22 protein-coding genes are annotated in these 21,016 nt (G+C 70.8%); 19 read left to right on the top strand and 3 right to left on the bottom strand.

What is annotated here, in order from left to right; all coding sequences use genetic code 11:
* Positions 1-123: 123 nt before the first annotated feature.
* From SM447_RS23025 to SM447_RS23015, 3 genes are all read left to right on the top strand, one after another.
* Complete coding sequence (locus SM447_RS23025) at positions 124-1,080, top strand: heme o synthase (protein ID WP_474574915.1); 957 nt, start codon at positions 124-126, stop codon at positions 1,078-1,080.
* Positions 1,081-1,364: 284 nt separating this feature from the next.
* The gene (locus SM447_RS23020; RefSeq protein WP_474574914.1) at positions 1,365-1,700 is read left to right on the top strand and encodes a hypothetical protein; all 336 of its coding nucleotides are present in this window, start codon (positions 1,365-1,367) and stop codon (positions 1,698-1,700) included.
* A gap of 6 nt (positions 1,701-1,706) precedes the next feature.
* Positions 1,707-2,627 carry an ATP-grasp domain-containing protein gene (locus tag SM447_RS23015; RefSeq protein WP_474574913.1) on the top strand — a complete coding sequence of 307 codons (921 nt, stop codon included), beginning with the start codon at positions 1,707-1,709 and terminating at the stop codon, positions 2,625-2,627.
* Between the two features lie 7 nt (positions 2,628-2,634).
* Here SM447_RS23015 and SM447_RS23010 read toward each other — a convergent pair whose 3' ends face one another.
* Positions 2,635-3,609: a COX15/CtaA family protein gene (locus SM447_RS23010; RefSeq protein ID WP_474574912.1), complete on the bottom strand. Its 975-nt coding sequence runs from the start codon at positions 3,607-3,609 to the stop codon at positions 2,635-2,637.
* A gap of 97 nt (positions 3,610-3,706) precedes the next feature.
* Between SM447_RS23010 and SM447_RS23005 the strand changes: the two genes are divergently transcribed.
* The 10 genes from SM447_RS23005 (at position 3,707) to SM447_RS22960 (ending at position 12,073) form a co-directional block, all read left to right on the top strand.
* Entirely contained in the window at positions 3,707-4,507 is an 801-nt protein-coding gene (locus SM447_RS23005; RefSeq protein WP_474574911.1) for a helix-turn-helix transcriptional regulator, read from the top strand.
* A complete protein-coding gene (gene sufB / locus SM447_RS23000) occupies positions 4,504-5,934 on the top strand; it encodes a Fe-S cluster assembly protein SufB (RefSeq protein WP_474574910.1) in 1,431 nt (476 codons plus the stop codon). The genes SM447_RS23005 and sufB overlap by 4 nt, the downstream gene beginning before the upstream one ends.
* A gap of 108 nt (positions 5,935-6,042) precedes the next feature.
* The gene (sufD, locus tag SM447_RS22995) at positions 6,043-7,185 is read left to right on the top strand and encodes a Fe-S cluster assembly protein SufD (RefSeq protein WP_474574909.1); all 1,143 of its coding nucleotides are present in this window, start codon (positions 6,043-6,045) and stop codon (positions 7,183-7,185) included.
* Complete coding sequence (locus SM447_RS22990; protein ID WP_474574908.1) at positions 7,185-7,511, top strand: non-heme iron oxygenase ferredoxin subunit; 327 nt, start codon at positions 7,185-7,187, stop codon at positions 7,509-7,511. Before sufD ends, SM447_RS22990 begins: the two co-directional genes overlap by 1 nt.
* Complete coding sequence (gene sufC / locus SM447_RS22985; RefSeq protein ID WP_474574907.1) at positions 7,511-8,284, top strand: Fe-S cluster assembly ATPase SufC; 774 nt, start codon at positions 7,511-7,513, stop codon at positions 8,282-8,284. Before SM447_RS22990 ends, sufC begins: the two co-directional genes overlap by 1 nt.
* 28 nt (positions 8,285-8,312) lie before the next feature.
* Complete coding sequence (locus tag SM447_RS22980) at positions 8,313-9,617, top strand: cysteine desulfurase (RefSeq protein WP_474574906.1); 1,305 nt, start codon at positions 8,313-8,315, stop codon at positions 9,615-9,617.
* Entirely contained in the window at positions 9,617-10,093 is a 477-nt protein-coding gene (gene sufU / locus SM447_RS22975) for a Fe-S cluster assembly sulfur transfer protein SufU (protein WP_474574905.1), read from the top strand. Before SM447_RS22980 ends, sufU begins: the two co-directional genes overlap by 1 nt.
* On the top strand, positions 10,090-10,491 hold the full coding sequence (locus SM447_RS22970) for a metal-sulfur cluster assembly factor (protein WP_474574904.1): 402 nt from the start codon (positions 10,090-10,092) through the stop codon (positions 10,489-10,491). Before sufU ends, SM447_RS22970 begins: the two co-directional genes overlap by 4 nt.
* A 262-nt stretch (positions 10,492-10,753) precedes the next feature.
* Positions 10,754-11,380 carry a LysE family transporter gene (locus SM447_RS22965; RefSeq protein ID WP_474574903.1) on the top strand — a complete coding sequence of 209 codons (627 nt, stop codon included), beginning with the start codon at positions 10,754-10,756 and terminating at the stop codon, positions 11,378-11,380.
* A 30-nt stretch (positions 11,381-11,410) separates the two neighbouring features.
* On the top strand, positions 11,411-12,073 hold the full coding sequence (locus SM447_RS22960) for an acVLRF1 family peptidyl-tRNA hydrolase (protein ID WP_474574902.1): 663 nt from the start codon (positions 11,411-11,413) through the stop codon (positions 12,071-12,073).
* A 9-nt stretch (positions 12,074-12,082) separates the two neighbouring features.
* Here SM447_RS22960 and SM447_RS22955 read toward each other — a convergent pair whose 3' ends face one another.
* Both SM447_RS22955 and ypfJ read right to left on the bottom strand, forming a co-directional pair.
* Positions 12,083-12,562 (bottom strand): VOC family protein, encoded by a 480-nt coding sequence (locus SM447_RS22955; RefSeq protein WP_474574901.1) that lies wholly within the window; start codon positions 12,560-12,562, stop codon positions 12,083-12,085.
* Between the two features lie 104 nt (positions 12,563-12,666).
* Complete coding sequence (gene ypfJ / locus SM447_RS22950) at positions 12,667-13,575, bottom strand: KPN_02809 family neutral zinc metallopeptidase (protein ID WP_474574900.1); 909 nt, start codon at positions 13,573-13,575, stop codon at positions 12,667-12,669.
* A 233-nt stretch (positions 13,576-13,808) separates the two neighbouring features.
* On the opposite strand from ypfJ, the gene SM447_RS22945 reads away from it, so the two are divergent.
* The 6 genes from SM447_RS22945 (at position 13,809) to SM447_RS22920 (ending at position 20,938) form a co-directional block, all read left to right on the top strand.
* Positions 13,809-15,413 (top strand): ABC-F family ATP-binding cassette domain-containing protein, encoded by a 1,605-nt coding sequence (locus SM447_RS22945; RefSeq protein ID WP_474574899.1) that lies wholly within the window; start codon positions 13,809-13,811, stop codon positions 15,411-15,413.
* Between the two features lie 146 nt (positions 15,414-15,559).
* A complete protein-coding gene (locus SM447_RS22940; RefSeq protein ID WP_007072022.1) occupies positions 15,560-15,787 on the top strand; it encodes a helix-turn-helix domain-containing protein in 228 nt (75 codons plus the stop codon).
* A 58-nt stretch (positions 15,788-15,845) separates the two neighbouring features.
* Positions 15,846-16,613, top strand: a complete 768-nt coding sequence (locus SM447_RS22935) for an enoyl-CoA hydratase/isomerase family protein (RefSeq protein WP_474574898.1) — start codon at positions 15,846-15,848, stop codon at positions 16,611-16,613.
* 113 nt (positions 16,614-16,726) lie between these two features.
* Entirely contained in the window at positions 16,727-18,703 is a 1,977-nt protein-coding gene (locus tag SM447_RS22930; RefSeq protein ID WP_474574942.1) for an ABC transporter ATP-binding protein, read from the top strand.
* Between the two features lie 208 nt (positions 18,704-18,911).
* A complete protein-coding gene (locus SM447_RS22925; protein ID WP_474574897.1) occupies positions 18,912-19,571 on the top strand; it encodes a PadR family transcriptional regulator in 660 nt (219 codons plus the stop codon).
* 161 nt (positions 19,572-19,732) lie between these two features.
* Positions 19,733-20,938: an FAD-dependent oxidoreductase gene (locus SM447_RS22920; protein WP_474574896.1), complete on the top strand. Its 1,206-nt coding sequence runs from the start codon at positions 19,733-19,735 to the stop codon at positions 20,936-20,938.
* Positions 20,939-21,016: the final 78 nt, after the last annotated feature.

Genomic DNA, 21,016 nt, shown 5'->3' with positions numbered 1-21,016 from the left:
TGGCACCGTTACCGGGTCGCCCGGGCAGCCAAAACGACAACGCGTAGTGTGTGGGGCGGTGTGTGGACCCGAGCCGGTCCCGCCGCCGTGACCTCCCCTGCCGACGCCGGAAGGTGGCAATCCGTGAGCATGATCACCGAGCGCCCCGTCAGCAACCCTGCCGGGCAGACGCCGGTGCGTACGACCGGGGAGACCCCAGCCCGCCCTCGCGACCTTCGGGCGGTGGTGGCGGCGTACGTGACCCTGACCAAGCCGCGGATCGTGGAGCTGCTGCTGGTCACCACGGTGCCGGCGATGATGCTCGCGCACGGCGGCATGCCGTCGCTCTGGCTGGTCGCGGTGGTGCTGGTCGGCGGCTCGCTCGCGGCGGGCGCGGCCAGCGTGCTCAACTGCTACATCGACCGGGACATCGACCAGTTGATGCGGCGGACGAAGCGGCGGCCGTTGCCGGCGCACACGGTGACCCCCCGTAACGCGTTGATCTTCGGTCTGGTGCTGGCGGTCGTGTCGGTGACCCTGATGGCGGCCTTCACCAACCTGTTGGCCGCCGGGCTCACGCTGGCCGCGATCGTCTACTACGACGTCGTCTACACGTTGTGGCTCAAGCGCACGACGACGGCGAACACCTTCTGGGGCGGCGCCTGCGGGGCCGCGCCGGTGCTGATCGGCTGGGCGGCGGTGACCGGGTCGTTGTCGCCCGTGGCCTGGGCCCTGTTCGGCGTGGTCTTCTTCTGGCAGATGCCGCACTTCTACCCGCTGGCGATGAAGTACAAGGACGACTACGCCCGGGCCGGCATCCCGATGTTGCCGGTGGTGGCCTCGGTCCGGCGGGTCAACGCCGAGATCGTGCTGTTCGCCTGGCTGACGGTGCTCACCTCACTGGCCGTCTGGGCGCTGGGCCTGAGCGCGGTCTACGGCGTGCCGACGTTGGTGGTCGGCGTGATCTTCCTGGCCGAGGCGCACCGGCTCGCCGGGCGGGCCCGCCGGGGTGAGCCGGTCAAGCCGATGCGGTTGTTCCACTGGTCGACGACGTACCTGACCATCGTCTTCGCCGCCGCGGCCCTCGACGCCCTCCTCTGACCGCCCGGTCCGGCGACCGGGCGGAGCTCTTTCGACGTCCGTGTCGGCGATCGCCGATGGGCTGTTGTCCGGCAAATCGTCACATCCATGGGCGCGGACGGATGGATCCCGGCTTCTTCGGTATCACCCGCTTCCTGGTGCTCCGGTGTTCCGATACGCCGGTTTCCGCCCGGATAAATACGGGCGAAACGCCTTTGGTCCTGCTTAAACCTGCGGGTAATGGGTATCACAAAAGCTTCACGGTTCTCGCACGTCCGTGTGTATCTCTGCTTAGGCTTCGCGTTATGGCAGATGGTTCCGATACGACGCTGACGGCTGATCAGACCGCCTCCGGGCACGCCCCCAACGGGCTGGTCGCGGGCATCAAGTCGTTCGCCGCCGAACACGGCGGGGCGAAGGCGGTCATCGAGTACGTCGGCAAGCGTGGCGCCCGCATCGTCCTGGTGGGCTCCGACGGAGCGTGGGGCGACCAGTTCGCCGAGGACACGGTCGTCGCCCGGGAGGCCTGCGCGCAGGCCGGGGTGGACGTGGAGAACGCCTGGGAGCGGGAACTGATGGACCAGATGCGTCCGAGCAACGACCTCTGGCGTTCGATGGCCCGTCGCACGATGGCCCGTTGAGATAAATTGACCGATCACCACCAGCCGACCCGGGGGAGACCCCGGGTCGCTCTCGTCACCTGTACCGACCTGGCCGGCCTCGAGGCCGACGACCGGCTCGTCCTCGCCCCGCTGGCCGCGCGCGGCATCTCCGCCGAACCCGTCGTCTGGGACGATCCGGCCGTCGACTGGGCCGGCTACGACCTGGCCGTGCTCCGCTCACCCTGGGACTACATGTCCCGCCGGGACGAGTTCGTCGCCTGGGCCGAACGCGTGCCGCGGCTGGTCAACCCGGCGGAGGTGGTGCGGTGGAACACCGACAAGCGCTACCTCGACGAGCTGTCGGCGGCCGGCGTGCCCACCGTGCCCACCGGGTGGGTGCTGCCAGGCGAGCCGTGGCAGCCGCCGGCCGACCGGGGCGAGTACGTCATCAAGCCGGCCGTGAGCGCCGGCAGCCAGGACACCGGCCGCTACGATCTGACCGACCCGGGGCACCGGGACCTGGCGCTGGCCCACGTGCGCCGGCTCGGCCGGGCCGGTCGGGTCGCCATGGTCCAGCCGTACCTGGACGCCGTCGACACCGACGGTGAGACCGCGCTGCTCTTTTTCGCCGGCCCGGACGGGCTGACCTTCAGTCACGCCATCCGCAAGGGCCCGATGCTGACCGGTCCGGACGACGGCGTCGACGGGCTGTACAAGGTCGAGGAGATCACCGCCCGCACCGCGCAGCCGGCGCAGCTCGCGGTCGCGGCGCAGACCCTCGCGGCGGTACCGGGCGGATCGGACCGCCTGCTCTACGCCCGCGTGGACCTGATTCCCGGCCCCGACGGCACCCCCGTGCTGGTGGAACTGGAGCTGACCGAGCCCTCGCTGTTCCTCGGGTACGCCGACGGCGCCCCCGGCCGCCTGGCCGACGCCATCCGCGTCCACCTGGCCCGGCCCTGGTAGTCCCCGTTCAGTGGGTCGCGGCCACAACCTCGTGGTCGGCACGAGGGGAGGTGGGCGGAGCCGAGTGGTCGACCGGGCGGCGTTCGCGGATCGACCAGAGCACCGACAGGGTGGCGAGCCAGACCAGGCAGGAGCCGAGCATGTGGGCACCGACCAGCAGTGCCGGCAGGTTCGTGAAGTACTGCACGAAGCCGATCACCCCCTGGCCCAGCTCGACCAGGAGCAGGGTCAGGGCGGCCCGTACGGCGCGGGCCGGGGCACCGACCGCGCGCAGCGCCAGCCACAGCCCCACGGTCAGGCCGACGAGCAGGAAGACCAGGTCGGCGTGGATCTGGGAGATGGTCTGCGGGTCGAGGCCGTTGCGGATCGCGTCGGCGTCGCCGGCGTGCGGGCCGCTGCCCGTCACCGCCACCCCGACGACGATGACCGCCGCGCTGGCCACCACGGTGATCCAGGTGAGGGTTCGCAGCGCCGGAGGCACCACGGGCACCGTCGGGCCGTCCGGTTCGCGCACCCGACGCCACAGGGCGTAGGCGACGAGCAGCAGCAGCATCGACACCACGAAGTGAATGCCCACGATCGAGGGGTGCAGCTGGGTGCGGACGGTGATGCCACCGATCACCGCCTGCGCCACGATGCCGAGGACGACGGCCAGCGCCAGCGGCACCACACCGCGCCGCCGGGGGCGGTGGGCGAGCGCGGCGAGCAGGGTGGCGCCCGCGATCAGCACCAGCACGAAGGTCAGCAGGCGGTTGCCGAACTCGATCGCCCCGTGCACGCCCATCTCGGCGGTGGCGGTGTACGACTCGTCGGTGCACCGGGGCCAGGTGGGGCAGCCCAGCCCGGAGGCGGTCAACCGGACGGCCCCGCCGGTGACGACGATCGCGGCGTTCGCGACGATGTTGGCGAACGCCAGACGGCGCAGCAGGGCGGTGGAGACCGGGAACCGGACGGGTCGCTTCACGAGGCGAATCCTACGCACCGTAGTTGTCGCCGATCGGGTGACTCCGCCCGTGCGGTGGTTCGGATCACCGGGGGCGCGTTTGCGGGCCCTGATTGAATTACGTAACGTGGGCGTTGTGAAAAAGGCAGCGGGGCTCACCGGGCACCAGCCGACGGCCGGTACGGCCGCCGGCCGGTCGCTGCCCGGCGCTCACGTCACAGCCGCCCCGTCGGCCCCGGTCGGCACGCCGGTGGGTGAGGCGTCGACCCGGGACCGGGTCACCCTACTGCTGCTGGAGCGCCGCGCCGCCACCGCCGCCCAGCTCGGCGACGCGCTCGGGCTCAGCCCGGCGGCGATCCGCCGGCACCTGGACGCGATGCTCGCCGAGGGTGATGTGATCGCCCGTGAGCAGACCGTACGCGGTCATCGCGGACGCGGCAGGCCGGCCAAGGTGTTCCTGCTCACCGACGCCGCCCGCAGCCGGTGTGGCACGCACCACTACGACAACATGGCGACCGCGGCGCTGCGCTGGATTGCCCGCACCGGTGGCTCCCAGGCGGTGGAGAGATTCGCCGCCGAGCAGGTGGCCGCCCTGGAGACCCGCTGCCGGGCCGCCCTCGCCGACGCCGGCGACGATCCGATGGCCCGTGCCGAGGCACTCGCCATGGCGCTGACCGCGGAGGGTTACGCTGCCAGTGCCTCCACGATCGCCTCCGGCGGCCAGCTCTGCCAGCACCACTGCCCGGTGGCGCACGTGGCCGCCGAGTTTCCCCAGCTGTGCGAGGCCGAGACCACGGTGATCTCCCGCCTGGTCGGTACCCACGTGCAGCGCCTGGCCACCATCGCGCACGGCGACGGGGTGTGCACCACGCACATCCCGGGGTCGCCGCACGCCCAGTCCGGTAAGACCGTCACCACTGTGAGGACAGATAGATGACCGAGCAGATCGTCCAGCCCCTGACCCAGGAGGAGCAGCTCGCCGCCCTGGGCAACTACGAGTACGGCTGGGCCGACCCGGACGTCGCCGGGGCCTCGGCTCAGCGCGGCCTCAACGAGGCGGTGGTGCGGGACATCTCGGCCAAGAAGAACGAGCCGGCCTGGATGCTCGACCTGCGCCTGAAGGGCCTGCGGCTGTTCGAGCGCAAGCCGATGCCGGCCTGGGGCGCCGACCTCACCGGGATCGACTTCGACAACATCAAGTACTTCGTGCGTTCCACCGAGAAGCAGGCCGCCAGCTGGGAGGACCTGCCCGAGGACATCAAGAACACCTACGACAAGCTGGGCATCCCGGAGGCGGAGAAGCAGCGCCTCGTCGCCGGTGTCGCCGCCCAGTACGAGTCCGAGGTGGTCTACCACAAGATCCGTGAGGACCTGGAGGAGCAGGGTGTCGTCTTCCTCGACACCGACACCGCCCTCAAGGAGCACGAGGATCTGTTCAAGGAGTACTTCGGCACGGTGATCCCGGTCGGCGACAACAAGTTCGCCGCGTTGAACACCTCCGTGTGGTCCGGTGGCTCGTTCATCTACGTGCCGGAGGGCGTGCACGTGGAGATCCCGCTGCAGGCGTACTTCCGGATCAACACCGAGAACATGGGCCAGTTCGAGCGGACGCTGATCATCGTCGACGAGGGTGCGTACGTGCACTACGTCGAGGGCTGCACCGCGCCCATCTACTCCTCGGACTCGCTGCACAGCGCCGTGGTGGAGATCATCGTCAAGAAGAACGCACGGTGCCGCTACACGACCATCCAGAACTGGTCGAACAACGTCTACAACCTGGTCACCAAGCGCGCCGTGTGCCACGAGGGCGCGACCATGGAGTGGATCGACGGCAACATCGGCTCCAAGGTCACCATGAAGTACCCGGCGGTCTACATGACCGGCGAGCACGCCAAGGGCGAGGTGCTCTCGGTGGCCATGGCCGGCGAGGGCCAGCACCAGGACGCCGGCGCCAAGATGGTGCACGCCGCGCCGCACACCAGCAGCACCATCGTGTCGAAGTCGATCGCCCGGGGCGGCGGCCGGACCTCGTACCGGGGCCTGGTGCAGGTGCTGGAGGGTTCGCACAGCAGCGCCAGCACGGTCAAGTGCGACGCCCTGCTGGTCGACACCATCTCCCGCTCCGACACCTACCCCTACGTCGACATCCGCGAGGACGACGTGTCGATGGGGCACGAGGCGACCGTCTCGAAGGTCAGCGAGGACCAGCTCTTCTACCTGATGAGCCGGGGCCTGAGCGAGGACGAGGCGATGGCGATGATCGTGCGCGGCTTCATCGAGCCGATCGCCAAGGAACTGCCCATGGAGTACGCCCTGGAGCTCAACCGCCTGATCGAGCTGCAGATGGAGGGCGCGGTCGGCTGACGCCGAGCGGCGTCACCGGCGAACGCCGACCCGTCGGGCCGGGGCGCGCGAGCCCCGACCGACCCTCCAGTTAATGACACCGCCGTCGTAGAACAGACCAAGGACGAGATGACTACCCAGGCTTCCGCGCCGCCCAGCACCAAGTCACAGGCGCTGCGTTCGTACGATGTCGCCGACTTCCCGGCCCTGACCGGCCTGGAGGAGGAGTGGCGCTTCACCCCGCTGAAGCGGCTGCGCGGGCTGGTCGGCGATGACCCGACCGCCACCGGCACGGTCCGGCACGAGTACGCCGATCTGCCCGAGGGCGTCAGCGTGGAGCGGGTCGGCCACGACGACCCGCGGGTCGGCAGCGTGCTCACCCCGTTCGACCGGGTCAGCGCGCTGGCGTACGGCGGTGCCGGGCAGGCGCTGCTGGTGCGGGTGGCGCAGGACGCCGTGATCAGTGGGCCGACCCTCCTGCGGGCGGTCGGCGGGGGCGCGGAGGGCCTGGCCTTCGGGCACACCGTCGTCGAGGTGGGTCGGTTCGCCGAGGCGATCCTGGTGCTGGAGCAGGTCGGTTCGACCACGCTGGCCGACAACGTCGAGGTGTCGGTGGGCGACGGGGCGAAGCTGACCCTGGTCACGGTGGCCGACTGGGCCGACGACGCGGTGCAGGCGCAGCACCTGAAGGTCCGGCTGGGCCGCGACGCCCGGGTGCTGCACGTCCAGGTCACCCTCGGTGGCGACCTGGTCCGCCAGCACACCACCGTCGAGTACACCGACCGTGGCGGCGAGGCCGAGCTGTACGGCGTCTACTTCGCCGACTCCGGCCAGCACCAGGAGCACCGCCAGCTGGTCGACCACACCGTGCCGGACTGCCGCAGCTACGTGGGTTACCGGGGGGCGTTGCAGGGGGAGAGCGCCCGGACCGTCTGGGTCGGCGACGTGTTGATCCGGGCCGAGGCGACCGGCACCGACACGTACGAGATCAACCGGAACCTGCTGCTCACCGACGGTGCCCGGGCCGACTCCGTGCCGAACCTGGAGATCGAGACCGGCGAGATCGCCGGCGCCGGTCACGCGAGCGCCACCGGTCGCTTCGACGACGAGCAGCTGTTCTACCTGATGGCCCGGGGCATCCCGGAGGCCGAGGCGCGCCGGCTGGTGGTCCGCGGCTTCTTCGCCGAGCTGCTGAACAAGATCCCGGTCGAGGAGCTGCGCGAGCGGCTCGGCGAGGCGATCGAGGCCCGGCTGACCAAGGCGGGCGCCTGATGATCCGCATCTGCGCCATCGAGGACGTGCCGAAGGGCACCGCGATCAGCGCCGATGTCGACGGCACCCAGATCGCGCTCGTACACGGTGAGGACGACCAGTTCTACGCGGTGTACGACGAGTGCTCGCACGCGGCCGTGGCGCTCTCGGAGGGGGAGGTCGACGGCTGCACGCTGGAGTGCTGGCTGCACGGCTCCCGTTTCGACCTGCGCACCGGCGAGCCCACGGGGCTGCCCGCCACCGAACCCGTACCCGTCTATCCCGTCGAAGTCCGCGACGGTGACATCTACGTCAGTCTGACGCCGAGCAATGGAGTGACCCGATAATGAGCACCCTGGAGATCCGCGACCTGCAGGTGTCGGTGAAGCTGCCCGAGGGTGAGCTCAAGCCGATCCTGCACGGTGTCGACCTGACCGTGAAGTCGGGGGAGACCCACGCGATCATGGGCCCGAACGGCTCCGGCAAGTCGACCCTGGCGTACTCGGTCGCCGGCCACCCCAAGTACGAGATCACCGGCGGTTCGGTGACCCTGGACGGCGAGGACGTCCTGGAGATGTCCGTCGACGAGCGGGCCCGCGCCGGTCTCTTCCTCGCCATGCAGTACCCGGTCGAGGTGCCCGGCGTCTCGGTGGCGAACTTCCTGCGTACCGCCAAGACCGCGATCGACGGCGAGGCGCCGAAGCTGCGCACCTGGGGCGGTGAGCTGCGTGGCGCCATGGAGCGCCTGCACATGGACCCGGCCTTCGCCCAGCGCAATGTCAACGAGGGCTTTTCCGGCGGTGAGAAGAAGCGCCACGAGATCGTGCAGCTGGAACTGCTCAAGCCGAAGATGGCCATCCTCGACGAGACCGACTCCGGTCTCGACGTGGACGCGCTGCGCGTGGTCAGCGAGGGCGTGAACCGGGTGCGGGACACCGGTGACACCGGTCTGCTGCTGATCACCCACTACACCCGGATCCTGCGCTACATCAAGCCCGACTTCGTGCACGTCTTCGTCGCCGGCCGGATCGTCGAGCAGGGCGGCCCGGAGCTGGCTGACAAGCTCGAGGAAGAGGGCTACGAGCGGTACGCCGCCGGGACCGGTTCGGCGCGGGCCTGATCTGCGAAGGAAGGGCCGGGTCACCACGATGACCACCATCGCGATCCCGTCGGGGATGCCGCAGTACGACGACGTGCCCCGCTACGACGTGGCGGCGGTACGCGCCGACTTCCCGATCCTCGCTCGGGAGATCAACGGGCATCCGCTGGTCTATCTGGACAGCGCCAACACCTCGCACAAGCCACGCCAGGTGCTCGACGTGCTGGCCGAGCACTACGCCCGGCACAACGCCAACGTGTCCCGCTCGGTGCACACGTTGGGTACCGAGGCGACCGAGGCGTACGAGGGGGCCCGGGCGAAGATCGCCGCGTTCGTCAACGCGCCGAGCGTCGACGAGGTGGTCTTCACGAAGAACTCCACCGAGGCGATCAACATCGTGGCGTACGCGTTCTCCAACGCCGCGCTGCGCGCCGATGCCGATCCGCGCTTCCGGCTGGGTCCGGGCGACGAGATCGTCATCTCCGAGATGGAGCACCACTCGAACATCGTCCCGTGGCAGTTGCTGGCCGAGCGCACCGGCGCGACGCTGCGCTGGTTCCCGGTCACCGGCAACGGTCGGCTGGACGAGTCGGGCCTGACGGACCTGGTCAACGAGCGGACGAAGATCGTCTCGCTGGTGCACATGTCCAACATCCTCGGCACCGTCAACGCCACCTCGCGGATCACCGCCCGGGTCCGGGAGGTGGGTGCGCTGCTGCTGCTGGACTGCTCGCAGTCGGTGCCGCACATGCCGATCGACGTGGTCGACCTGGACGCGGACTTCATCGTCTTCACCGGGCACAAGATGTGCGGCCCGACCGGCATCGGGGTGCTCTGGGGCCGGGCCGAGCTGCTGGCGGCGATGCCGCCGGTCTTCGGCGGCGGCTCGATGATCGAGACGGTGACGATGGGCGGCTCGACGTACGCCGCGCCGCCGGCCCGCTTCGAGGCCGGCACCCCGCCGATCGCGGAGGCGGTCGCGCTCGGTGCGGCCGTGGACTACCTCACCGGGATCGGCATGCGGGCGATCCAGTGGCACGAGAAGCAGCTGACCGCGTACGCCCTGGACGCCCTGGCCACCGTGCCCGGTCTGCGGATCTTCGGCCCGGAGGTGCCGGTCGGCCGGGGCGGCACCATCTCCTTCGCCCTCGGCGACGTGCACCCGCACGACGTGGGGCAGGTGCTCGACTCCCTCGGCGTGCAGGTGCGGGTGGGCCACCACTGCGCCCGCCCGGTCTGCACCCGGTTCGGGGTGCCGGCCACCACCCGGGCCTCGTTCTACCTCTACACCACCACCGAGGAGATCGACGCGCTGGTGGCGGGCCTGGAGCAGGTGCGGAAGGTGTTCGGCTGATGCAGCTAGACCAGCTCTACCAGGAGATCATCCTGGACCACTACAAGCACCCGCACGGGCGTGGGCTGCGCGACTCCGCCGACCCGGCCCACCAGGTCGGCGAGGCGCACCACGTCAACCCGACCTGCGGTGACGAGGTCACCGTCCGGGTGGCCACCGACGGCGAGACGCTGCACGACGTGTCGTACGACGGCATGGGCTGCTCGATCAGCCAGGCATCCGCGAGCGTGCTGCACGAGCTGCTGACCGGCCGGGTCGCGGTGGAGGCGTTCGAGGTGCACGAGGCGTTCCTGGCGTTGCTGTCCGGCCGTGGTCAGGTCACGCCGGACGAGGATGTGCTCGGCGACGGGGTGGCGTTCGAGGGCGTGGCCCGCTACCCCGCCCGGGTCAAGTGCGCGCTGTTGCCGTGGATGGCGTTCAAGGACGCCGCGGCACGCGCCGGTGTGGGCGCGAGCCCGACGGAGGTGAAGGCATGACCGAGGAAACCAGCAGCACGCCCGAGTCGGGCGCCGTGGCGACCGACGGCGCGGTGACCCCGGCGGCCGGCGGCAAGGCCGCCGTCGCCGACGTCGAGGAGGCGATGAAGGACGTCGTGGACCCGGAGCTGGGCATCAACGTGGTTGATCTCGGCCTGGTGTACGGCGTGCACGTCGACGACGAGAACGTGGCCACCCTGGACATGACGTTGACCTCGGCGGCCTGCCCGCTGACCGACGTGATCGAGGACCAGGCCCGGCAGGCGCTGACCACCGGCCCCGGCGGCGGTCTGGTCAACGACATCCGGATCAACTGGGTCTGGCTCCCCCCGTGGGGACCGGACAAGATCACTGACGAGGGGCGCGACCAGCTCCGCTCCCTCGGCTTCAACGTCTGACGGCCCACCGGGCCGGTACCTCGCACCGTCGCGTCGGGCGCGGCATCCACCGGGTGCCGCGCCCGACGTCGTACCCGGCTTGTCCGACGGGATCGAGAGGCGTGACGCTCTGGTCGGATAATCCGTGGCGCGCCTGCGGCGGGTCGTCGCAGGATGGCGCGGTGAGTGAGGCGTACCCGCTGAAGCCGTGTCCTGTCGCCGTGGCCACCGCCGCGCGCCGACAGCGGGCCGTGCCGGGCGACGACTCACCCCGGCTCCTGTCGTGACCGGCGCGTTTCTCGCCGGTCTGGTCGCCGGCTACGGCGTGGCCGTCCCGGTCGGCGCGATCGCCGTGCTCATCCTCGGGCTCACCGCGCGTACCTCGTTCCGGGTCGGCGCGGCCGGTGCGCTGGGGGTGGCCACCGCCGACGGGATCTACGCCGGTGTCGCGGCGCTCGGTGGCGCGATGGTCGTCGGCTGGCTCACGCCGATCGCCGGACCGCTGCGGCTGGCCGGTGCGGCGGTGCTGCTCGCCCTCGCCGCCCACGGGGCATGGCGGGCCCTGCGTCCGCGCGGGTCACGGCGCTCCCCGCAGCAGCGGCGTGGGTTGGAGACGCCGGCCCGGGCGTTCGCCGGGATCCTCGCGTTGACCCTGCTCAACCCGGCCACGGTCGTCTACTTCACGGCGCTGGTGCTCGGCCGGACACACCTCGGTGGCGCCGGTACCGGCGTCGCGCTGATCTTCACGCTCGGAGTGTTCGTCGCCTCGGCCAGTTGGCAGCTGGTGATCGCCGGGGGCGGCTCGCTGATCGGGCAGGCGCTCACCGGCGACCGTGGTCGCCTGGTCACCGCCCTGCTGTCCAGCGCCATCATCACCGTGCTGGCCGTCGGCATGCTCCTCGGTGGCTGACCGGTGCCGCCCGTGCCGTACGGTCGGACGATGAGCAGCCGACCCGCCGCAGGGGGCGGCCGGTGGGTGCAGGTCGATCCGGACCGCGTCGCCCGCTGGGTCGCCGGCTTCGCCGACCGGCACGGCCCGCCCACCACCAGTCTCCAGGAGTACGGGCTGCTGCTGTCCGCCCCGGACGGTGCCACCGCCGAACTGCACACCCCACCGGGTGCGCCGGCCACCCCCGAGCTGGACGCTTTCGTGGCGGCGGCCGTCGCGTCGCGCCGGATCGGGCTGTTGCTGGCCCGCAAGGGAGCGGTGGCGATCGGGATCGGCGAGGGGCAGCGGCTGAGCGTGCACAAGGTGGACACCCGCTACGTGCAGGGGCGCACCGCCGCCGGTGGTTGGTCCCAGCAGCGGTTCGCCCGCCGCCGGGACAACCAGACCAGGGCCGCGCTGGCCGACGCGGCGGATCTGGCCGTACGCCTGCTGCTGCCGGAGGCCGACCGGCTCGACGCGTTGGTTGCCGGCGGCGACCGGCGGGCCGTGGACACCGTGCTGGCCGACCGCCGACTCGCCCCGCTGGCCGCGTTGCGCGCCGACCGGCTTCTCGACGTCCCGGAACCCCGGTACGCCGTGCTCCTCGCCGCTCTCAGCGCGGCCCGGTCGCTTCGCATCCTGGTTCGGGAGCCGCAGGCGGACGTCGGCCGCTAGCGGGACCGCTCAGTCGAGGCAGAACTCGTTGCCCTCGGGGTCAGCCATCACGATGTGACCGGTGCCCATCGGGGGAGCCGGGTCGTGCCGCCTGAGCCGGGTGGCGCCGTGCGAGACGAGGCGCTCGGCCTCCGCCTCCAGCGCGGCCATGCGTGCGTCGCCGTCGAGCCCCGGCGCGACGCGCACGTCGAGGTGCACCCGGTTCTTGGCCTGCTTGCCCTCGGGTACCCGCTGGAAGAACAGCCGTGGCCGCTGTCCCTCCGGGTCGACCAGCGCCGAGGCGTCGTTGCGCTGCTCCACCGGCACGCCCATCGCGTCCAGCGCCTGTTCCCACGACTCGAAGCCCTCGGGTGGGTCCTGGATCCGGTAGCCGAGGGTTTCGGCCCAGAACGTGGCCAACCCGCCCGGGTCGGCGCAGTCGAAGGTGATCTGGACATCGCGGGCCATGTCGGCTCGCCTCCTGTCAGGTCCGTCGGTCTGGTCGGTCATGGCCCATCCTGACGGCGGCGGCGGACAATTTCGCTCGTTCTGCCGAGGAGGCGCCGGTGGCGCGGGCCCGGTCGCGGTGACCGGGCCCGCCGTGTGCCAAAACGTCAGACCGCGCCGCTGAACGTGTCGCAGGTGGCCGGGTCGCCGGACTCGTAGCCTCGGTTGAACCACTGCTTGCGCTGCTCGGAGGAGCCGTGGGTGAACTCGTCCGGGTTCACCGGCCGGCCGGCGCGCTTGGAGATGGCGTCGTCACCGATCTTCTCGGCGGCGTCGATGGCCTCGGCGATGTCCCGCTCGGTGATGCTGGTGAAGATCTTCTGGCCGCTCTCGTCCGCCGTGCCGGTGGCGTTCTTCGCCCAGGCTCCCGCGTAGCAGTCGGCCTGCAACTCCATGCGTACCGACAGGTCGTTGGCGTTGTTCGGGTCGCGTTGCTGCTGGCGGCGGACCTGCTCGTTGGTACCGAGCAGGTTCTGCACGTGGTGGCCGTACTCGTGGGCCAGCACGTACGGCTGGGCGAACTCGCCCTCGGCGCCCAACTGCTCGGCGAGCACCTCGTAGAAGGAGAGGTCGATGTAGACCAGCGAGTCGGCCGGGCAGTAGAACGGCCCGACGCCGGAGTCGGCCTGGCCGCAGGCGGTGTTGACGGCCTGGCGGAAGAAGACGGTCCGGGTGGGGCGGTACTGCTCGCCGAGGGACTGCGGCAGGGCGGTGCGCCAGTAGGCCTGGATCGAGTTGACGTAGAGGGTGTTGCGGCAGTCGAGCTGGTCCAGGGCGTCCTGGCTGCTGCACCGCTGCTCCAGCGCGGCGTTGTCGCCCTGCTCCTCGCCGCCGGTCATGGCGTTCAGGCCGAAGCCGCCGCCGACGAGGGCCACCAGCACGGCGATGACGATGCCGACGATGCCGCCGCGCCCGCCGCCGATCGGGATGGGGATGCCCATCCCGCCGCCTCCACCGCTGCCTCGCCGGTCCTCCACCTGGCTGGTGTCTATCCGTGCGTTCTCGTTCAGCTCCATGGTGACCCCGATCAGTCTGTGGCTCGTGGGCCGGAACCGGTCCGGTCGGCGATCCCGGTACCCGACGATCTTGGTCGGTAATCCGCGTGGGGCGACCGCCGGGGCCCGGTACACTTGACGCCGTGCTGCGCTGCGAAGGCTGAACGCCCCGCGCCGACGGGTCGAAAAGGATCCGCCGGCGCTTTCGTGTGCCCTGAGTCAGCCCTTCGGATCCCGAGAGCGAGTACCTGGAAATGATCACTGCCAGCGGCCTGGAACTGCGCGCGGGCGCCCGGATCCTGCTGTCCGACACCACGCTGCGGGTGCAGCCCGGTGACCGGATCGGACTGGTCGGCCGCAACGGTGCCGGCAAGACCACCACCCTGAAGGTCCTCGCCGGGGAGGGCCAGCCGTACGCGGGGCAGGTCGAACGGCGCAGCGCCGTCGGCTACCTGCCGCAGGATCCGCGTACCGGCGATCTGGACGTCACCGGCCGCGACCGGGTGCTCTCCGCCCGCGGCCTGGACGCGCTGATGGCCGGCATGAAGGAGTTGGAGGCGCGGCTCGCCGAGGACGACGACGAGCGCCTGGTCCGCCGCTACGGCGCGCTGGAGGACCAGTTCGCCGCGCTCGGCGGGTACGCGGCGGAGGCCGAGGCGGCCCGCATCTGCGCCAACCTGGGACTGCCCGACCGAGCCCTGGCGCAGACCATCGGCACCCTCTCCGGCGGTCAGCGTCGCCGGATCGAGCTGGCCCGGATCCTGTTCCGTGACGCGGGCGAGAACGGCGGCGGGATCCTGCTGCTGGACGAGCCCACCAACCACCTCGACGCCGACTCGATCACCTGGTTGCGGGGTTTCCTGGCCAACCACAAGGGCGGTCTGGTGGTCATCTCCCACGACGGCGATCTGCTGGAGTCGGTGGTCAACAAGGTCTGGTTCCTGGACGCCACCCGCAGCGTGGTCGACGTCTACAACCTCGGCTGGAAGGCGTATCTGGAGGCGCGGGAGACCGACGAGCGTCGCCGCCGTCGGGAGCGGGCCAACGCCGAGAAGAAGGCCGGCGCGCTGATGGCGCAGGCCGACAAGATGCGGGCCAAGGCCACCAAGACGGTCGCCGCGCAGAACATGGCCCGCCGGGCCGAGCGGCTGATGTCCGGGCTGGAGGAGGTACGCGTCGCCGACAAGGTGGCCAAGGTGCGCTTCCCCGCCCCGGCGCCGTGCGGCAAGACTCCGCTCACCGCGACCGGCCTGTCCAAGTCGTACGGCTCGTTGGAGATCTTCACCGACGTGAACGTGGCGGTGGACCGAGGTTCCCGGGTCGCCATCCTCGGGCTCAACGGTGCCGGCAAGACCACGCTGCTGCGGATGCTCGGCGGCCTGTTGGAACCGGACACCGGCGAGGTGCGTCCGGGTCACGGACTGCGACTGGGCTACTACGCTCAGGAGCACGAGACGTTGGACGTGGAACGGACCGTGCTGGAGAACATGCGGGCCGCTGCCGTCGAGCAGACCGACACCGAACTGCGGAAGATCCTGGGCGCCTTCCTCTTCTCCGGCGAGGACGTCGACAAGCCGGCCGGGGTCCTCTCGGGTGGGGAGAAGACCCGGCTGGCCCTGGCCACGCTGGTCTGCTCCGGTGCCAACGTCCTGCTGCTCGACGAGCCGACCAACAACCTGGACCCGGTCAGCCGGGAGCAGGTCCTCGACGCCATCGCCCGCTACCCGGGCGCGATCGTGCTGGTCACGCACGACCCGGGCGCGGTCCTCGCGCTCAAGCCGGACCGGGCGATCCTGCTCCCCGACGGTGACGAGGACGCCTGGAGCGACGACCTGCTGGAACTGGTCGAGCTGGCCTGAGCCACCGGCGGCGTCACCTATCGGGAAGCTGACATTGCATAGCGTGTCGGTTGGCGAATAGTTGATATCTGGCGCATGATCGTTCGAGACGGTCTAATAGGTGGGACCGTATCCGAACCGCACAGTCTGGGACGTGAGGACACAGCATGGCAGCCACTGGCACAGCCACCAGCACTGAGAAGGGTCGCCGGATCGTCGGAGCCGAGCGTCAGACGCTCGCGAAGGACCTCGTCAAGCGGTACACCGGGGGCGAGAGCATCCGGGCGCTCGCGGCCTCGACCGGACGATCGTACGGGTTCATCCACCGCGTGCTCACCGAGTCCGGGGTGCAGCTGAGGCAGCGCGGCGGCGCGCGGCGTCGCAAGAAGGCGTGACCCGCCCGTCAGCGTCGTTCAGCAGCAGCGCCACCACCACCGCGACCCGGGCCGCCCGGTGACCGCCGAGGCGACCGGGGTCCGGCTGGAATGCGACGGGCCGGTCGCCACGGTCACCCTGTGCCGGCCCGACGTGCTCAACGCGCAGACCCCGGCGATGTGGCGCGCGATGAGCGATTTCTCCCGCGACCTTCCCGGAGACGTGCGGGTGGTCGTGGTACGCGGAGCGGGGCGAGCCTTCTCCGCCGGCTTGGACCTGTCGGTGGCCGGTACCTCCGGGCCCGGCTCCTTCGCCGAGCTGACCACCCTGCCGGAGCAGGAGTGCGCCGACCGGATCGCCGAGTACCAGGGCGGCTTCACCTGGCTGCACCGGCCCGACATCATCTCGATCGCCGCCGTGCAGGGGCACGCCATCGGTGCGGGTTTCCAGCTTGCCCTCGCCTGCGACCTGCGGGTGCTGGCCGAGGACGCGAAGTTCTCCATGGCCGAGGTCACCCTGGGTCTGGTCCCGGATCTGGCCGGCACCAAGCGCCTGGTCGAGCTGGTCGGTTACGCCCGCGCGCTGGAGATCTGCGCCACCGGACGGCGGATGGACGCCGCCGAGGCGGACCGGATCGGCCTGGCCACCCTGGTGGTCCCGGTTCCCGAGTTGGACGACGCGGTGCGTGACCTGACTGCTGGGCTGCTCGCCCACAACCGGGACGCGGTCGTCGAGATCAAGGCGTTGCTCGCCGGAGCCGTCGGCCGTACCCACGCCGAGCAGCAGCGAGCCGAGCGGGAGGCGCAGACGCGTCGGCTGCGCGATCTCGCCGGACAGAGCGAATAGGTAAGGACCGTTCGGGAAGATCCGGGTTACTCGCGAGGTTGTCGTAGTCATCGGGAGAATTGACCCCGCGGCGTACGGCGCCCGATGACCCGGAGGTGAGCGTGTCCAACCCGATGGCCGCTGGCGGCATGGGCGGTTGGAGCATGCTCCGCTCGATGCGCAACCAGGACGACATCTCCGCGCACCGACTCAAGCGTGGTGTCGCCCGCCGGATCGTGGCGTTCGCCCGCCCCTACCGACGTGACATCGTCGTCTTCCTGATCACCGTGATCGTCGCCGCGGTGATCGGGGTGGCGACCCCGCTGCTCGCCGGTGACGTGATCGACACGATCACCCGTGGCGGCCCCGACGCCGGGGCGCTGGTGATCCGGCTGGCCATGTTCATCGCCGCGCTCGCGCTCGCCGAGGCCGTCCTCTCGCTCGCCCAGCGGTGGTATTCGGCACGCATCGGTGAGGGCATCATCCTCGACCTGCGCACCCGGGTCTACGACCACGTGCAGCGGATGCCGCTGCAGTTCTTCACCCGTACCCAGACCGGTGCGCTGGTCAGCCGGCTCAACAACGACGTGATGGGCGCCCAGCGGGCCTTCACCTCGACGTTGTCCGGCGTGGTCAGCAACGTGATCCAGCTGGTCCTCACCGCCGCGGTGATGCTCACTCTGTCCTGGCAGATCACGGCGCTCTCGCTGGTGCTGCTGCCGGTGTTCATCATCCCGGCGCGGCGGGTGGGCCGACGGCTGGCCGAGATCACCCGCGAGTCGTACAACCTCGACGCCAAGATGAACGCCACCATGACCGAGCGGTTCGGCGTCGCCGGCGCGTTGCTGGTGAAGCTCTTCGGTCGGCCCGACGCCGAGGCCGCCCGCTTCGCCGCCCGCGCCGAACGGGTCCGCGACATCGGCATCACCTCCGCGATGTACTCGCGGACGTTCTTCGTGGCCATGCTGCTGGTCGCCTCGCTGGCCCAGGCCCTGACCTACGGCCTCGGCGGCTGGCTCGCGGTCACCGGCGACGTCAGCGCCGGCACCGTGGTGACCCTCGCGTTGCTGCTCACCCGCCTCTACGGCCCGCTCACCGCGCTGAGCAACGTCCGCGTCGACGTGATGAGCGCGCTGGTCTCGTTCGACCGGGTCTTCGAGGTGCTCGACCTGGAGCCGGGCATCAAGGAACGGCCCGACGCGGTGCGGATTCCCGCCGGAGCGGGCACCGTCGAGTTCCGCGACGTCCGCTTCCGCTACCCGAGCGCCGCGGAGATCTCCCTCGCGTCGCTGGAGGAGGTCGCCGCGCTGGACCGTACGGTCAACGAACCGGTGCTCAAGGGCGTGTCGTTCAAGGTCGAGCCCGGGCAGATGGTGGCCCTGGTCGGTCCCTCCGGTGCCGGCAAGTCGACGCTGTCCATGCTGGTGTCCCGCATCTACGACGTCACCGACGGGCAGGTGCTGGTCGGTGGCGTCGACGTCCGCGACGCCCGGCTCGACTCGCTGCGCGACGAGATCGGCGTGGTCACCCAGGACTCACACCTGTTCCACGAGACCATTGCGGAGAATCTGCGCTACGCCAAGCCGGACGCCACCGACGACGAGCTGTGGGCCGCCCTGGCCGGTGCGCAGGTCGCCGACCTGGTGCGTGCTCTGCCCGACGGGCTGGACACCACCGTCGGCGAGCGCGGCTACCGCTTCTCCGGCGGCGAGAAACAGCGCATCGCCATCGCCCGCCTGCTGCTCAAGGCGCCGTCCATCGTCATCCTCGACGAGGCCACCGCCCACCTCGATTCGGAGAGCGAGGCGGCGGTGCAACGGGCGCTGTCGGTGGCGCTGACCGGGCGTACCGCCCTGGTGATCGCGCACCGGCTCTCCACCGTGCGCGACGCCGACCAGATTCTCGTCCTCGACGACGGCCGCATCGTCGAACGGGGCCGCCACGACGAGCTGGTCGCCGTCGGCGGTCTCTACGCCGAGCTGTACCGCACCCAGTTCGCGGTGGCCGACTCGCCCACCCCGTACGTCGACGCCACCGGCCCGGAGCCGGTGGTCATCCCGGCGCGGGAGTACATCGCCGACGAGGCCATGCCCCCCGCCGCCGCCAACTGACCGGCCCTGTCGTCCAGGCGGGCCGCCGCGCGGGCAACCCGTAGCCGTGGCCGGTAGAAACCCGAAGGGCACCCGGCGTTCGGACGGGTGCCCTTCGGGTTGATCACAGCGGTAGATCTCGGTCCGGCTGCTGCCAGCACGAGGATGGCGGCGGCTACTCGCAGATGTATACTCGCAGGCGAGTAATCGGGGGCGAGGAGTGGTGGCGATGGCCAAGCGGCGCAAGGTCAACAATCTGATGGCGCTGGCCGTGCTCTCCGTCCTGGTGCACCGGCCGCTGCACCCCTACGAGATCGCCACGGCGCTGCGCGGCCGGGGCAAGGACCAGGACATGCCGATCAAGTGGGGATCGCTCTACACGGTCGTCGGGAACCTCGACAAACACGGTTTCATCGCGGCCGTGGAGAGCGTGCGCGCCGGCCGGCGTCCCGAGCGCACGGTCTACCGCATCACCGACGCCGGCCGGGCCGAGCTGGTCGACTGGGCCCGCGAGCTGCTCGCCACCCCGATGGCCGAGTACCCGCGGTTCCGGGCCGGCCTGTCGGTCCTTGCCGCCGTGCACCCGGACGAGGCCGCCGATCTGCTGCGGCAACGGCTGAGTCAGGTGGTCGAGACCATCACCGCCGCCCGTGCCGGACTTACCGAGCTCTCCACCGAAGTGCCCCGACTGTTCCTGATCGAGTCGGAGTACAACCTGGCGCTGCGGGAGGCCGAGGCGGCCTGGATCCGCACCGTCCTCGCCGACTTCGACTCGGGCACCTTCAGCGGCCTGGACCAGTGGCGGGCGTTCCACGAGACCGGCGAGGTCCCGGCCGAGTTGGCCGCACTCGCGGAAAGGACCAGCAGGCCAAGCGACCCATCGGAATGACGACACGAGCCCCGGCGAGGTGCGCCAACACCACGCCGGGGCCCTACCCCGAACCGCACCCTGGTCAGGCACTCGGCACGAGGCACGCAACCAACGAGGATAGCCGGGTTCCCGCCCAGGACGGTTCGCCATGCACAGGACCGATCCACCGGAGGGACAGAATGACCGACGTACGGACAGCAATCATCATCGGCGGCGGCATCGCCGGCCCGGTCGCCGCGCTCGCGCTGCACCGGGCGGGCATCGCGGCGACCGTGTACGAGGCGTACCCGAGCGCCGCCGACGGCATCGGCGGCACGCTGGCGCTGGCACCCAACGGCGTCGCGGCGCTGCGGACGGTCGGCGCGGACCAGGCGGTCACCGCCACTGCCACGCCGATCCACCGCACCTCACTGGTGATCGGCGCCAACCGCATCGACCTGCCCGTCCTGTCCGACGCCCCGCCGCTGCGCGTGGTTCACCGCAACGCCCTCCACCGGGCGCTGCACCAGCGGGCAACCGCCGAAGGCGTCCTGATCGAACATGGCAAGCGGCTGACCGATGTGCGGCAGACAACCACCGGCGTCACCGCCGAGTTCGCCGACGGCAGCACCGTCGCCGGTGACATTCTGATCGGTGCCGACGGGGTGCACTCCACGGTGCGTAATTTGATCGACCCGCACGCACCCGGGCCGCGATACACCGGCGTGCTTGGCTTCGAATCGGTGGCGGAGCACACCGTGGACCTCGAGCCGGGAACCATGACTTTCGCGTTCGGTCGGCGTGGCTACTACCTTTACTGGTCCGACCCCGACGGCGGCACCCGGTGGGGCGTCAACCTGCCGCAGGACCGGCCGATGAGCCTGGTCGAGGCGCGGGCGGTGCCGTCCGACGAATGGCTGCGCCGGCTGCGGTCCGCGTACCGCGATGACGATCCCGGCGCCGCGCTGATCGCCACCAGCAATCCGGACGAGTTGCAGGTCTCCGGATCGCTGCACATCATGCCGTCGGTGCCGCACTGGCACCGGGGCCGGATGGTGCTGGTCGGCGATTCGGTGCACGCGCCCTCCAACAGTTCCGGGCAGGGGGCGTCGCTGGCCATCGAGAGCGCCGTGCAACTCGCCCGCTGCCTGCGCGACCTGCCCGACGTGCCGTCGGCCTTCACCGCGTACGAGCGGCTGCGCCGGGTCCGGGTGGAGCGGATCGCTGCCCGCGCGGCCCGGATCAACCACGCCAAGGCACCCGGCCGGATCGGCCGGGTGGTCCTGCCGGTGATGATGCGGATGCTGATGAGGGTCGCGATGAACCCGGAGAAGAACCTGGCCTCGGAGCAGCGCTACACGATCGATTGGGAGGCACCGGCGACGACGGAACGTGCGCCTGCCTGACCTGGCGTCCGACGCATCCCCCCAGGCGCCCGCGCCAGGATGATCGAGCGCGGCCGGGAGTGACCGCCGCTCGGCCCG

The organism is Micromonospora aridisoli, from assembly GCF_056150025.1.
This window is presented reverse-complemented; position numbering and strand designations above follow the sequence as displayed.